This window comes from Actinoplanes philippinensis (assembly GCF_900113015.1).
Taxonomy (GTDB): Bacteria; Actinomycetota; Actinomycetes; order Mycobacteriales; family Micromonosporaceae; genus Actinoplanes; species Actinoplanes philippinensis.
The window spans coordinates 317,143-329,689 of record NZ_FONV01000012.1 but is presented as its reverse complement, the minus strand read 5'-3'; the positions used below and the strand labels follow the sequence as shown (position 1 = coordinate 329,689).

At 71.0% G+C, this 12,547-nt stretch carries 16 protein-coding genes; 6 read left to right on the top strand and 10 right to left on the bottom strand.

What is annotated here, in order from left to right; all coding sequences use genetic code 11:
* Positions 1 to 29: 29 nt before the first annotated feature.
* Positions 30 to 905: a PhzF family phenazine biosynthesis protein gene (locus BM290_RS32060; RefSeq protein ID WP_093619639.1), complete on the bottom strand. Its 876-nt coding sequence runs from the start codon at positions 903 to 905 to the stop codon at positions 30 to 32.
* Positions 906 to 938: 33 nt separating this feature from the next.
* Here BM290_RS32060 and BM290_RS32055 point away from each other — a divergent pair, with 33 nt between their 5' ends.
* From BM290_RS32055 to BM290_RS32045, 3 genes are read left to right on the top strand one after another with little or no spacing between them, the layout of a single operon-like run.
* Positions 939 to 2,204 (top strand): magnesium transporter MgtE N-terminal domain-containing protein, encoded by a 1,266-nt coding sequence (locus BM290_RS32055; protein ID WP_177319982.1) that lies wholly within the window; start codon positions 939 to 941, stop codon positions 2,202 to 2,204.
* Between the two features lie 34 nt (positions 2,205 to 2,238).
* Positions 2,239 to 2,763: a DUF1003 domain-containing protein gene (locus BM290_RS32050; RefSeq protein ID WP_093619637.1), complete on the top strand. Its 525-nt coding sequence runs from the start codon at positions 2,239 to 2,241 to the stop codon at positions 2,761 to 2,763.
* A gap of 21 nt (positions 2,764 to 2,784) precedes the next feature.
* Positions 2,785 to 3,936 (top strand): Mrp/NBP35 family ATP-binding protein, encoded by a 1,152-nt coding sequence (locus BM290_RS32045; RefSeq protein ID WP_093619636.1) that lies wholly within the window; start codon positions 2,785 to 2,787, stop codon positions 3,934 to 3,936.
* Here BM290_RS32045 and BM290_RS32040 read toward each other — a convergent pair whose 3' ends face one another.
* Both BM290_RS32040 and BM290_RS32035 read right to left on the bottom strand, forming a co-directional pair.
* Positions 3,937 to 4,356, bottom strand: coding sequence for a twin-arginine translocase TatA/TatE family subunit (locus BM290_RS32040; protein WP_093619635.1), 420 nt, complete (start codon positions 4,354 to 4,356; stop codon positions 3,937 to 3,939).
* Between the two features lie 72 nt (positions 4,357 to 4,428).
* A complete protein-coding gene (locus BM290_RS32035) occupies positions 4,429 to 5,691 on the bottom strand; it encodes a S1C family serine protease (RefSeq protein WP_093619634.1) in 1,263 nt (420 codons plus the stop codon).
* A 251-nt stretch (positions 5,692 to 5,942) separates the two neighbouring features.
* Here BM290_RS32035 and BM290_RS32030 point away from each other — a divergent pair, with 251 nt between their 5' ends.
* Complete coding sequence (locus BM290_RS32030; protein WP_093619633.1) at positions 5,943 to 6,551, top strand: O-methyltransferase; 609 nt, start codon at positions 5,943 to 5,945, stop codon at positions 6,549 to 6,551.
* On the opposite strand, the gene BM290_RS32025 is transcribed toward BM290_RS32030, so the two are convergent.
* Together BM290_RS32025 and BM290_RS32020 are read right to left on the bottom strand one after the other, a co-directional pair.
* Positions 6,516 to 7,916, bottom strand: coding sequence for a leucyl aminopeptidase family protein (locus BM290_RS32025; RefSeq protein WP_239143807.1), 1,401 nt, complete (start codon positions 7,914 to 7,916; stop codon positions 6,516 to 6,518). The two genes, BM290_RS32030 and BM290_RS32025, sit on opposite strands and share 36 nt — an antisense overlap.
* A gap of 77 nt (positions 7,917 to 7,993) precedes the next feature.
* Positions 7,994 to 8,161 carry a DUF3117 domain-containing protein gene (locus BM290_RS32020; RefSeq protein WP_014447667.1) on the bottom strand — a complete coding sequence of 56 codons (168 nt, stop codon included), beginning with the start codon at positions 8,159 to 8,161 and terminating at the stop codon, positions 7,994 to 7,996.
* A gap of 274 nt (positions 8,162 to 8,435) precedes the next feature.
* Between BM290_RS32020 and BM290_RS32015 the strand changes: the two genes are divergently transcribed.
* The gene (locus tag BM290_RS32015) at positions 8,436 to 9,230 is read left to right on the top strand and encodes a PaaX family transcriptional regulator (protein WP_093619632.1); all 795 of its coding nucleotides are present in this window, start codon (positions 8,436 to 8,438) and stop codon (positions 9,228 to 9,230) included.
* Complete coding sequence (locus BM290_RS32010; protein ID WP_093619631.1) at positions 9,227 to 10,015, top strand: enoyl-CoA hydratase-related protein; 789 nt, start codon at positions 9,227 to 9,229, stop codon at positions 10,013 to 10,015. Before BM290_RS32015 ends, BM290_RS32010 begins: the two co-directional genes overlap by 4 nt.
* A gap of 3 nt (positions 10,016 to 10,018) precedes the next feature.
* Here BM290_RS32010 and BM290_RS32005 read toward each other — a convergent pair whose 3' ends face one another.
* Genes BM290_RS32005 through ndhC form a run of 5 tightly spaced genes read right to left on the bottom strand, consistent with a single transcriptional unit; the run spans position 10,019 to position 12,453 of the window.
* Positions 10,019 to 10,522: a hypothetical protein gene (locus BM290_RS32005; RefSeq protein ID WP_093619630.1), complete on the bottom strand. Its 504-nt coding sequence runs from the start codon at positions 10,520 to 10,522 to the stop codon at positions 10,019 to 10,021.
* A 4-nt stretch (positions 10,523 to 10,526) separates the two neighbouring features.
* Positions 10,527 to 11,099 (bottom strand): DNA-3-methyladenine glycosylase I, encoded by a 573-nt coding sequence (locus BM290_RS32000; RefSeq protein WP_275413306.1) that lies wholly within the window; start codon positions 11,097 to 11,099, stop codon positions 10,527 to 10,529.
* The gene (locus BM290_RS31995; RefSeq protein WP_093619629.1) at positions 11,096 to 11,566 is read right to left on the bottom strand and encodes an SRPBCC family protein; all 471 of its coding nucleotides are present in this window, start codon (positions 11,564 to 11,566) and stop codon (positions 11,096 to 11,098) included. The genes BM290_RS32000 and BM290_RS31995 overlap by 4 nt, the downstream gene beginning before the upstream one ends.
* Positions 11,563 to 12,021: a DivIVA domain-containing protein gene (locus BM290_RS31990; protein WP_143134016.1), complete on the bottom strand. Its 459-nt coding sequence runs from the start codon at positions 12,019 to 12,021 to the stop codon at positions 11,563 to 11,565. Before BM290_RS31990 ends, BM290_RS31995 begins: the two co-directional genes overlap by 4 nt.
* Before the next feature lie 54 nt (positions 12,022 to 12,075).
* On the bottom strand, positions 12,076 to 12,453 hold the full coding sequence (gene ndhC, locus BM290_RS31985) for an NADH-quinone oxidoreductase subunit A (protein ID WP_093619628.1): 378 nt from the start codon (positions 12,451 to 12,453) through the stop codon (positions 12,076 to 12,078).
* Positions 12,454 to 12,547 lie beyond the last annotated feature (94 nt).

Here is a 12,547-nt window from a genome sequence, read left to right as displayed (position 1 = left end):
GGGGTGGTGGCCGATGCCGGGCGGCGGGGTCAGCCGATGAATGGGGGGACGGCTATGGCGCCGGTGGCCACCGGGTGGACGTGACCTGTGACTGTGGTGGTCACGGCTGTGCCAGCGGCGGCCGTCACCGTGCATTCGAGGCGGGACGGGCGCTTCATCTCGACGCCCTGGTGGATGCGGTAGGTGGAGAGGCCGTCGGGTGGGAGCCAACCGGCGGCCACCAGCCAGACGCCGAGGGCGAGGGCGGCGGAGCCGGTGGCCGGGTCCTCGTCGACGGTCCAGGTGGAGGAGAAGACTCGGGCGTGGGCCTCGGCGCCGGACCAGGCGAACACGCTCAGGTCGGCGCAGCCTGCCTCCTCGGCGGCCCGCGGGTTGACGCGGACTCTGGCGAGCGCCTCACGGCGTACCGGGAGGAAGACCCAATCGAGACCACAGCCTGCGGTGCGTGGGGCAGCCACGCCGTCCCCCGCGTAGTCGGCGGCCGTGAGGCCCGCCGCGGCGAGCAGCGGCGCCGGGTCGAGCGGATCGCCGAGCGTGGGGGTCGCGCCGGTGAGGGTGGCCGCGCCCGCGGCGGTCACGGTGATCGGCAGCAGCCCGGCGCCGCATTCCTGCACCACCTCGCCGGGCTGGAGGAGGCCGCGGCGCATCGCGGTGACCGCCGAGCCGACGCTGGGGTGTCCGGCGAACGGCAACTCGGATGTCGGCGTGAAGATCCGAACCCGGTGGGTGGCTCCGGTTGTCACCGGTGGGAGCAGGAAGACCGTCTCCGAAAGGTTGAACTCCCGGGCGAGCGCCTGCATCTGATCGGTCGCCAGCTCAGCCCCGCCGAACACCACGGCCAGCGGATTGCCGGCGAAGGGACGATCAGTGAACACGTCGACGATCTCGTACGCCACGGTGGACATGTCCGGACCCTAACCTAATCTGAGTTCGTGACCATGGGGACGAGGGTTTACCTGGCTCGCCTCGCCGGTCTTCCGGTGTTCGACCCGAACGGCGACCGTGTCGGGCGGGTTCGTGACGCCGTCGTCCGGTTACGCACCACGAACCGTCCGCCGCAGGTCGTCGGGCTGGTCGCCGAGATGGCCCTGCGCCGCCGGATCTTCCTGCCGATCGGCCGGATCACCAGCATGGACGCGGAGGCGGTCGTGCTCGGCACCGGTTCGCTGAACCTGCGACGGTTCGAGAAGCGGCAGAACGAGCTGCTGGTGCTGGAGAACCTGCTGGACCGGCGGGTGACGGTGATGCCCGAGCACGGCGACGGAGCCGACCACACCGGGACGGTGGTGGACATCGGCATGGAACTGAACCGGAACACCGAGTGGATCGTCACGCGGGTGGCGGTTCGCGAGCACACCGGCCGGCTGACCCGGCGGGGGCACGTCTATCAGGCCGAGTACGACAGGGTGCACGGCCTGATCGGGCCCACCGACACGCAGGGCACCGCGAACCTGATCGCCCTGCTCGACCAGATGCGTCCGGCCGACATGGCGAACGCCCTGCAGGATCTGCCGGACGCTCGCCGTAACGAGGTGGCCGCCGCCCTCGACGACCGGCGGCTGGCCGACGTGCTGGAGGAGCTGCCCGAGCACGACCAGGTGGAGATCCTGGTCGGCCTGGACCGGGAGCGCGCCGCCGACGTGCTGGAGCGGATGGATCCGGACGACGCGGCCGACCTGCTGGCCGAGTTGCCGAAGACCGAGCAGGCGGTGCTCCTCGACCTGATGGAGCCGGAGGAGGCGGCGCCGGTACGGCAGCTGATGAGCTACCGGCCGGGCACCGCGGGCAGTGTGATGACCTCGGAGCCGGTGATCCTCACCCCGGACACCACGGTCGCCGAGGCGCTGGCCCGGATCCGCAATCCGGAGCTGTCGCCGGTGGTCGCGGCGCAGGTCTTCGTCGCCCGTGCTCCGGCCGCCACGCCGACGGGTAAGTACCTGGGCATGGTGCATTTCCAGCGGCTGCTGCGGGAGCCGCCGGCGTCGATCGTGGGCGGGCTGGTGGACAGCGGGATCGACCCGCTGCGGACCGACACCGGGCTGCTCGAGATCACCCGGCGGATGGCGACGTACGACCTGGTGGCGATGCCGGTGGTCGACTCGACGAACCGGCTGCTGGGCGCGGTCACCGTCGACGACGTGCTGGACCACTCGCTGCCGCGGGACTGGCGTGACCGGGACGCCCACGACGAGGGGGCGGCGTGAGCGGGGGCCGGGGCGCCCGGGCTGAGGGGGCGGCGTGAGCGAGCAGCGCAGGGACCGGCTCGACCAGCCGCGCGAGCCGGGGCGGGTGCAGTTGCCCAAGTTCGATCCGGAGGCGTTCGGCCGCTGGTCGGAGAGCATCGCGCGGTACATGGGCACAGCGAAGTTCATCGTCTACATGACGGTGGTGATCGCGGCCTGGTTCGCGTGGAACACGCTGGCGCCGGAGCGGCTGCGCTTCGACCCGTACACGTTCACGTTCCTCACGTTGATCCTTTCGCTGCAGGCGTCGTACGCCGCGCCGCTGATCCTCCTGGCGCAGAACCGGCAGGCCGACCGGGACCGGCTGGTCATGGAGGAGGATCGACGTCGCGCGGCCATGCAGAAGGCCGACACCGAGTTCCTGGCCCGGGAGATCGCCGCTCTGCGGATCGCTCTCGGCGAGGTCGCGACCAGGGATTTCCTCCGTTCCGAGCTGTCCCGGCTGGCCGATGAGCTGGATGAGGCGGCGTTGCGGCGGGAGAAGCGGGCGCGTCAGGACTGGGAGGAAGAGCACTCCTGACCTCGACGTAGCATGGGCTGCATGTCCGCTCCTGCATCCACGCTCGAGGACGCCATCCAGGCCGCTCTGGCGACCGTGGACGACCCCGAGATCCGCCGCCCGATCACCGACCTCGGCATGGTCTCGGGCTTCACCGTGAGCGACGGCCTGGTCAAGGTCGATCTGCTGCTCACCGTCGCCGGCTGCCCGCTGCGGGACAAGCTGAACAACGACATCACCGCGGCCGTCACGAAGATCCCCGGCATCGACCGGGTCGAGATCAACTTCGGGGTGATGAGCGAGGAGCAGCGCAAGGCGCTGCAGACCACCCTGCGTGGTGGCGGTGCGTCGGCCGAGCCGGTCATCCCCTTCGCCCAGCCAGGTTCGAGGACCCGGGTGTATGCGGTGGCGAGCGGCAAGGGCGGCGTCGGCAAGTCGAGCGTCACGGTGAACCTGGCCGCGGCGCTCGCCAAGCGGGGCCTGTCGGTCGGCGTGATCGACGCGGACATCTACGGCCACTCGGTGCCGCGGATGCTCGGCGTCGAGGGCAAGCCGACCCGCGTCGAGGAAATGATCATGCCGCCGCAGTCGCACGGTGTGAAGGTGATCTCGATCGGCATGTTCACCGCCGGCAACGCCGCGGTGGTCTGGCGTGGCCCGATGCTGCACCGGGCGCTGCAGCAGTTCCTGGCCGACGTCTACTGGGGCGACCTGGACGTGCTGCTGCTGGACCTGCCGCCCGGCACCGGTGACGTGGCCATCTCGCTGGCCCAGCTCCTGCCGAACGCGGAGATCCTCGTCGTCACCACCCCGCAGATGGCCGCCGCCGAGGTCGCCGAGCGGGCCGGCGCGATCGCCCTGCAGACCCACCAGCGCCTGGTCGGCGTGGTGGAGAACATGTCGTGGCTGGAGCTGCCGGACGGTTCGCGCATGGAGGTCTTCGGTGCGGGCGGCGGTGAGACGGTCGCCGACTCGCTGTCCAAGACGATCGGCGCACGGGTGCCGCTGCTGGGTCAGATCCCGCTGGACACCCGCGTCCGGGAGGCAGGCGACGGCGGCACCCCGATCGTGCTGGCCGACCCGGAGGCCCCGGCCGCCAAGGCCCTTGACGGTGTCGCCGACAAGCTGGCGATCCGCCGCGAGTCCCTGGTCGGCAAGCCGCTGGGCCTCATGGTCAACGCCAAGCGCGGCTGATCAGGTCGCGTCCAGGTCGTAACGCTGCGCCGGTCGGGGAGCCTCGACCGGCGCCGCCGTCTCCGGCGTGCCGCTCTTGCGGAAGTCGACGGCGGAGGCCACGTCGTTGAGCTCCGTCTTGACCCCGTTGAGGTCCTGTTTCACGTCGTCGAAGAGGGTCTGCAGGGGCTTGCGCAGCGCCTGCTCGTCCTCCTCGCTGAGCAGATGCTTGCGGATGAACGCCTTGGGGTGCAGATCTTCCAGCTGGATGTCGGTGCCCAGCTCGCGGCTCAGGTCGGCGGTGGCGCCCTGGGCCATGTTGCGCAGCCCGCGCAGCATCTTCAGCCCGTCGCCGATCACCTTGGGCAGCCGCTCACCGAAGATCAGCAATGCGAGCATGAGCAGCGCGCCGATCTCCCACCAGTTCAGATTCTCGAACACGTCCGGCCCTCCCAGGCTTCCGGCGCCAAGCCTACGCACGCTTCCTGTGTGAACGCAGCCCGCCCGGGCCTCTCAGTTGGTGTCGGCGGCCAGGGTCACCGAGGCCGACGCGGTCTTGCTGCCCCGCCGGTACTCGACGGCGACGACCGAGCCCGGCGCGTACTTGCGGACCAGGGCGATCAGGCCGATGCCGTCGTCCAGCGGGTGCCCGTCGAGCTTGGTGATCACGTCACCGGCTTTCAGGCCGGCGCCGGCGGCCGGGCCGGCCGGTTGCACCGACTGCAGGCGGGCGCCGCCGACGGACTCCTGGGTCATCACCTCGGCGCCGATCACGGTGCGCCGGGCCTTGCCGGTGTCGATGATGTCCTCGGCGATCCGCTTGGCCTGGTTGATCGGGATGGCGAAGGCGAGCCCGATGTTGCCGGCCTCGGCGGTGGTGCCGCCGACCGAGCGGATCACCGAGTTGACCCCGATGACGCGGCCTGCGCCGTCGACCAGCGGGCCGCCGGAGTTGCCCTGGTTGACCGCCGCGTCGGTCTGGATGGCCGCGTAGTAGCGCCGGGTCCCGGTCTCCTCGCCGGCCTGGATGGTGCGGTCCAGGGCGCTGACGATGCCCTGGGTCACCGTGTTGACCAGCGCCAGAGGCGAACCGAAAGCGAGCACCGGGTCACCGACAGCGATCTCGTCGGAGTTTCCGAGCGCCACCGGCACCAGATTCTCTTTTGCGACTTTGATCACTGCGATGTCGGACTCGGGATCGCGCCCGACGAGCGTCGCGGCGGCTGTGGAACCGTCGTGGAAGGAGACCGACATGGTGTCGTCGGCACCCTCGACCACATGGTCGTTGGTGATTACGTAGCCCTCGGTGGAGACCACGAAACCGGACCCGATCGCCCCGCTGACCCGGACTGTGACGACGCTCGGCTGGACCTTCTCGACCACCCCGCCGTTGGACTCGGGGGCCCGCTGGGCGGACTCCGGAGCGCCCTGCCCGGACGCGCCGAGCTGGGTGCGGTCACCGGTGGCGTAGCCGCCCTTGACCGCGAAGACGAAGCCGAGCGTGCCGCCCACACCACCCGCGAGCAGGGCGGTGACCAGGCAGATCATCAGGATCGGCGCGAACGACCGGCGTGGCGCGTCGGGATTGGGCGGCGTCTCCAGCGGCGTGCCGCCGGTCGACTGCGGGGTCGGCAGGACCACCGCCGACGGCGCATACGGATCGCGCCACGGGTCGGCCTGTCCACCCGACCACCACGGCGACGGCTGCTGCGGCTCACCGGGCGACGGGTGCGCAGAGGACGTCGGTGGCCGGCTCCAGTTCCAGCCGTCGGTCACGTCGGTGCCTCCACTCCGCTAGCCCGGCTCCGCGCATCCAGGATGACACGGATTCACCGGTTCACACCTTGCCACGGCTTCGCACCTGCGCCGAGTGCGCTGTTTATCCATCGACGGCGCGGTGCATCACCGGAGAACATCGCTCTACTCTCTTATCCGATGTGCGCGGTTCCGCCGCGGGCATCCATTGCCGTACGGAGGTCGTCATCATCGGTCCTGCTCGTTCATTCGGTCAGCCGGCGGCGCAGTCAATGCCGTTCGCCGAGACCTTTGCCACTGAGGACCCGGTCCTGCAGACCGCGCGTGCTCTCGCGCACGAGCTCGGCCTGCCCTGTGTCTCCCCGGGCGCCGGCTCCGTGCTGAGCCTGCTGGCCGCCGCGGGCCGCGCCAAGGCGGTCGTCGAGATCGGCACCGGCACCGGGGTGAGCGGCATCTGGCTGCTCCGCGGGATGCGCCCGGACGGGGTCCTCACCACCATCGACGTCGAGCACGAGCACCAGCGGGTCGCCCGCCGGATCTTCCAGGAGGCGGGGTATGCGTCCTCGCGTACCCGGATCATCAGCGGCCGCGCCCTGAGCGTGCTGCCGCGGCTCTCGGACGGCGCCTACGACCTGATCTTCGTGGACGCCGACACCACCGAGTTCGCCGCCTGCACCGAGGCCGCCCTGCGCCTGCTGAGGCCGGGCGGGGTGCTGATCGTGAACGGCGCACACGCCAACGGCCGGATCAGCGACCCGGCCGCCCGTGACGTGGACACCCTCACCGTCCGCGCCACGGTGAAGGCGATCCGCGAGTCCGAGGAGTGGATCCCGGCGGTGATCCCGTCAGGCGCCGGCCTGCTGGCCGCCGTCAAGCGCTGAGAGGTATCTCAGCAGGGTGCGGGCGCCCCAGCCGGTGGCGCCCTTGGTCAGCTCCAGGTCGTGCGCCTCGGCCCAGCTCGGGGCGGACATGTCCAGGTGGGCCCAGCGCGCGCCGCCGAAGAAGTCGCGCAGGAACAGGGCGGCCATCACCGACCCGGGCCCGGCCGGAGCGCTGACCCGGTCGGCGACGTCGCTGCGCATGTTGTCGAGGTAGTCGTCGGAGAGCGGGAGCCGCCACATCAGCTCGCCGGCCGCCGCGCCGGCCGCCGTCAGCGCCGCGGCGAGTTCGCCGTCCGGGCTGAACAGGGCGGCCGTGCGCTTGCCGAGGGCGACCGCGTTGGCCCCGGTCAGGGTGGCCAGGTTGATCACCAGGTCCGGGTGGAGCACGTCGGCGGCGTAGCCGAGCGCGTCGGCCAGCACGATCCGGCCCTCCGCGTCGGAGTTCGTGTTCTCGCTGGTGGAGCCGTCGTAGTGGGTGATCACGTCACCGGGGCGGAAGGCGGAGCCACTCACCGCGTTCTCGGCCAGCGGAGTGAGCGCGGTCACCCGTACCGGCAGATTCAGGTCTGCGGCGCCGAGCGTCGCGGCGATCACCGCGGCCGCCCCGCCCATGTCCTTCTTCATCAGCTTCATCGCGTCGCGCGGCTTGATCGAGATGCCGCCGGTGTCGAAGGTGATGCCCTTGCCGACCAGGACCACGTGGGTGGTCGCGCCGGGCGGCTGCCAGGACATCTCGACGAAGCGGGGCGGCGACGCCGAGCCGCCGCCGACCGCCAGCAGGCCACCGAAGCGGGCCAGCTCGTCGCCGGCGCGGACCGTCACGGTCACTCCCGGGCGTGTCGCGGCCTCGGCGACGATCTGGCCGGCCAGCCACTCCGGGCTCTTCAGCGACGACGGCGTGTTGGTCAGATCGCGGGCGAGCCAGGCGGCGCGGGCCGTGGCACGCGCCTCGGCGAGGCTCTCCGCGCGGGCGGCGCCGTGGATCCGGACCTCCCGGGCGCGTGGCGGCCGGGGCGCGTCGCGGTAGCGGTAGCCGCCCAGCCAGAGACCCTCCGCCAGGCCGCGCACCGATGCGGGGGCGACGCCGGAGGGCAGGTGGATCTCGAGTGCCTCGTCGTCGGCCGTCTCCCGGATCGCGGCGGCGCCGGCCGCGCGCCAGGCCGCCTCACCGCCGTCGCCGACCCCGGCCAGGAGGACACGGGACGGCGTGCGCAGCGGGCGTGGCAGGACCGTGATCCGCCCGGCTGTGCCGGCCCCCTCGGTGGCGGCGGCCAGGGCGGACATCTCGGCGTCCAGCTCCGGGCCGACCGGGACCACCCGGGTCGCCGTCTCGTCGGGAACGTCCGTCAATCGGATGTCGAACACGGGAGGATGACCTTTCCGTAAGACGTGGAAAGCCCGCCGGTACGGGCGGTACCGTACCGGCGGGCTCGCGTGAAACGTCAGCCGGCGATCGACTTCAACGCGTCACCCAGCGCGTTGGCCTCGTCCGGAGTCATCTCAACGACGAGACGGCCACCACCCTCCAGCGGGACGCGCATGACGATGCCACGACCCTCCTTGGTGACCTCCAGCGGACCATCGCCCGTCCGCGGCTTCATCGCCGCCATCTTGTCTCCCCTCAGACCTACGTCAGGGTCGGTGGGTTGCCCCACAGCCACTTGCTCCTGGAATGCCAGCAGCCTCGTCACGTGCTCAGCCCCACGCGACGCGGTGCTCGTTTCCGACCGGCGGCCCGCTCAGGCCGTTTCACGTCTTCACGCGTCGCGACCCACCGTGCCGATCAAACATTTTCCCTGATGAACACCGGCGATCCCAAACCCAGCCCGGGCGGATGTGACAGCGTCTAGCATATCGTCTTTCGGGCTGTCACAATGTGCGGTCATGCAGGCGCGGTCCGCACTCTTCGACCTGTACGGCGACTACCTGCGCGCTCGCGGCTCCCGAGCCCCGGTCGCGGCCCTCGTGAGGCTGCTGGCCCCGCTCGACATCGCGGCTCCGGCGGTCCGTACCGCTGTGTCGCGAATGGTGCGACAGGGATGGCTGCATCCGCTACGCCTGGCCTCCGGACCGGGCTATCTGCTCACCCCCAAAGCCGCCCGCCGGCTCGACGAGGCGGCCGCCCGGGTGTACCGGACCGGTCGCGGCGGCTGGGACGGCCGCTTCGACATGATCCTGCTGCACGAGCCCGTGGCGCGGCAGGACGCGCTGCGTCTCACCTATCTGGGCTACGGACCGCTCAGTGATCAGGTCTGGGTGGCGCCCCGAGCCTCCGAGGAGATCGAGTCGGTGCTCGCCGAGGTCGGCCACGCGCGGTTCAGCGCCGCGCACACCGGGGGCACGGACATCGTGGGCCGCGCGTGGGATCTCGCCCGGATCGGCCAGTCGTACGAGGAGTTCGTCACCACGCTGGCCCCCGTGGTCAAGGCGATCACGCCACGCAGCACCGACGAGGAGGCGTACGCCGCCCGGTTCCGCCTGGTCCACGCGTGGCGCTCGTTCCTCTTCCAGGACCCCCAGCTCCCCGCGGCGCTGCTGCCACCGGGCTGGCCCGGTGTGAAGGCCGCGCTCTTCTTCGACAAGCACGCCGCACGGCTGCGCCCGGCCGCCGACCGGCACGTCGAACGTTGCCTGCTATCGGCCGGCCGTGGTGGACGTGTGGGATTCTCAGACACATGACGGACGCGCTGCTCGTCGACCGCACTGACGCGGTCGTCACCCTGACCTTGAACCGCCCCGAGGCGATGAACTCGTTCACCGTCGACCTCAAGGAGGCGCTGCGGGACACTCTCGCCCAGCTGGAGAGCGACCGGTCGTGCCGGGCGATCGTGCTGACCGGCGCCGGCGGCAACTTCTGCGGCGGCCAGGACCTCAAGGAGCATGCGACGCTGCTGGCGGCCGGCTCGACCGATCTGAACACGGTGCAGGTGCACTACAACCCGATCGCGCAGCGGCTGGCGAGCATGCCCAAGCCGGTGATCGCGGCGGTGCGCGGGATGGCCGCCGGGGCGGGCGCGTCCCTGTCGCTGCTCGCCGACTTCCGGATCGGCGGCCCGCGGACGAGTTTCCTGATGGCGTTCGCCAACGTGGGGCTGGCCGGCGACAGCGGCATCTCGTGGTCGCTGCCGCGGATCGTGGGTCATGCCCGGGCGCTCGAGCTGCTCCTGCTGGCCCGCCCGGTGAAGGCGGACGAGGCGTCGCGCATCGGCATGCTCACCGAGCTGCTGGAGGATGACGAGCAGGTGCTGCCGCGGGCGCAGGAGCTGGCCGCACGGCTGGCCGCGGGGCCGACGATCGCCTACGGCGCGATCAAGCGGGAGCTGTCCATCGGCGACGCCGGCACGCTGTCGGACGCGCTGGCCGCCGAGGCGCAGGCGCAGGCGATCTGTGGCGCGACCGCGGACCACTCGGCCGCGGTCAACGCCTTCCTGAACAAGCAGAAGCCCGAATACCAGGGCCGCTGACGACTACTCGTCCTCGTCCTCTTCCTCGGGGTCCTGGTTCGCCTCGGCCCCGAGGACGAAGGCCTGCATGGCCAGCTCGTCACCGGACGGCCAGACGTAGGTGGGCAGCTCGGCCGGGCCCAGCTCCAGCACGTGCGACCAGAACTGGCGCACCGCCTCCGCCGGGTTCGCCGCCTCGATCGGCATCGCCACGCTGACCAGCCACGGTTTCCGATCCGCGGGCGGGCCGAGACGCCGGGCATACCGCTGGAAGATCTCCTCGTCGATCGCGCCGGCTGACCCCTCGAACGGAATCGCCTCGTCGAAGGCGCGCCGCAAATACCACAACGACAGCTCGCCGTCCGATTTCTCCACCCGGGCGAGGGCCACGACCTGACTCTCGGCGACCAACAGCACCTCGTCACCGACCTCGGCGGAGTCGACGGCGGGCACCGTCACCGCGTCGTGCTGGAACAACCGCTCGGTCGCCCACTGCCCTTCCGGAATGATCACCACGAACTGAGCCATGGTGTCATCTCATCACGGGCACCCAGCAGTCCGTGAGGTGGTCGTCGACCATGCCGGTGGCCTGCATCAACGCGTACGCCGTGGTGGGTCCGACGAACTTGAAGCCGCGTTTCTTGAGCGCCTTGGCCATGGCGGTGGACTCGGGGGTGATGGCGGGGACGTCGGCGCGGGTCCTCGGCCGGTCGCGTTTCCCGGGCGCGAACGACCAGAGCAGGCCGGTCAGGTCGACCTCGGCCGCGACCTTGGCGTTGTGCAGGGCCGCATCGACCTTCATCCGGTTGCGGACGATGCCGGGGTCGGCCATCAGCCGGGCGGCGTCGGCCTCGGTGAACTCGGCCACCTTCGCGATCGAGAAGTCGGCGAAGGCGGCCCGGAACGCCGGCCTCTTGCGCAGGATCGTGATCCACGACAGGCCGGACTGGAACGCCTCCAGGGTGAGCCGCTCGAAGAGGGCGTCGTCGCCGCGGACCGGACGGCCCCACTCCTCGTCGTGGTAGATCGCGTAGTCCGGCGTGCTGCCGCCCCAGGAGCAGCGGGCGAGGCCGTCGGCGCCGATCACCAGGCCGGTCTCGGTCACGGGAGGCGGCCCTGCTCGACGAGCCGGGCGAACCGCTTGAGGGCGCCGGTGAAGCCCAGTTTCGACCCCGGCCACAACACCGGCCAGGCGATCTTCCCGACGGCTCCGGCGGGCAACTGGAACCACTCGTGCAGGACCACCTGGGTACGGTCGCCGGACATCGCGGTGCAGCGCATCGCCCCCGGACCCTTGAGCACCTTGCCGCAGTGCACGACGCGCACCTCGTACGGCGCGTTGACCTTGACCACGCGCAACTCGTCGCGCAGGGTCGCCGGGCCGAGCGTGGTGACCGCCTCCACGAGACTGCCCTCGCCGCCGTCGCCCTCGACCACCCGGACCCGGGTGAACGGGATCCACTCGGACTGTTTCTCCCAGTCCAGGAAGGCGGAGAAGACCTTGGGCGCGGGCGCGTTGACGATCACCGTGGCGGTGAACTCACCTGGGCCCGCCTCCGAGTCGTTGCTCATCGTTTCTCCACCGGCTCCTGCGCCGGGTCGTCCTCGACGGACGGCTCCATCGGGATGACCGGCGGCTCCGGAGCGGGCGGGACGGCGGCGGCCGGGGCGAGCGCCGCCTCACGGGCCCGGCGCAGCGCGTCGGCCTCCTCGGTGCGGCCGTCCCGCAGCGCGGCGACCTCGGCCTCGAGCACGCCGATCAGCTCGCCCTTGTAGCCGATGTCGTACGCCGCCCGCTGCAGCGCCTGATCGACCTGCGCCATCCGGTACCCCCGCCAGACCGTGTCGAACCTGGTCCGGGAGATGTCCTCCTCGCCGAGGGGACGGTCACCGGGCAGCGGGACCGCACGGCCGTCCGGCTCGACCGGGGTCAGGCCGGGGTCGCCCCCGCTCAGCAACACGGTCACGCCGAAGACGATCGTCGCCACGACCAGAGCCACGACGATGAAGAGCAGAAGCTGACCCATGCGCACGATGTTGACATGTCCGCTTTCCGGAGGCGAGACCGCCACCCGTCTGGATCAGGTCCAGCTGAGGATCTTCTTCCGCCACGCGTACAGGATGCCCAGCGCGAGCACGGCGACGAAGATGCCCATCTCCGCGATGGACAGGCCGCCGAACCCGGGACGATCGAAGATCACCGCCCACGGGAAGAGAAATACGGCTTCAACCGCGAAAAGCACATAAAGGTACGCGTAAACGTAATACCGGATCTGCGCCTGCGCCCAGTCGCCCCCGACCGGATCGATGCCGCTCTCGTAGGAGATCCGCTTGCCCGCCGGTTCCGCCGGACGGCCCGGCCGGAGCAGCCGGTTCGCGCCGAACGCGGCGACGAACAGCAGGACACCCGCGGCCAGCACGAGACCGAGAACCGCATACGAGCCCAGATATCCCTCCACGATCGTGCAGCCTACCGAAGAGCACTGGCTCGCTGTGGTACCCGATAGCTACTGTGGGCAACGGTCCGCGGCCCCTTCGTAAGGAGCGGCGACG

Coding starts and splice junctions, on each gene's coding strand:
- BM290_RS32030 (WP_093619633.1), top strand. CDS start 5,943: ATGCCGTTCGCCGAGACCTTTGCCACTGAGGACCCGGTCCTGCAGACC.
- BM290_RS32005 (WP_093619630.1), bottom strand. CDS start 10,522: ATGGCTCAGTTCGTGGTGATCATTCCGGAAGGGCAGTGGGCGACCGAG.
- BM290_RS32060 (WP_093619639.1), bottom strand. CDS start 905: ATGTCCACCGTGGCGTACGAGATCGTCGACGTGTTCACTGATCGTCCC.
- BM290_RS32055 (WP_177319982.1), top strand. CDS start 939: ATGGGGACGAGGGTTTACCTGGCTCGCCTCGCCGGTCTTCCGGTGTTC.
- BM290_RS31990 (WP_143134016.1), bottom strand. CDS start 12,021: ATGGGTCAGCTTCTGCTCTTCATCGTCGTGGCTCTGGTCGTGGCGACG.
- BM290_RS31995 (WP_093619629.1), bottom strand. CDS start 11,566: ATGAGCAACGACTCGGAGGCGGGCCCAGGTGAGTTCACCGCCACGGTG.
- BM290_RS32015 (WP_093619632.1), top strand. CDS start 8,436: ATGCAGGCGCGGTCCGCACTCTTCGACCTGTACGGCGACTACCTGCGC.
- BM290_RS32010 (WP_093619631.1), top strand. CDS start 9,227: ATGACGGACGCGCTGCTCGTCGACCGCACTGACGCGGTCGTCACCCTG.
- BM290_RS32045 (WP_093619636.1), top strand. CDS start 2,785: ATGTCCGCTCCTGCATCCACGCTCGAGGACGCCATCCAGGCCGCTCTG.
- BM290_RS32020 (WP_014447667.1), bottom strand. CDS start 8,161: ATGGCGGCGATGAAGCCGCGGACGGGCGATGGTCCGCTGGAGGTCACC.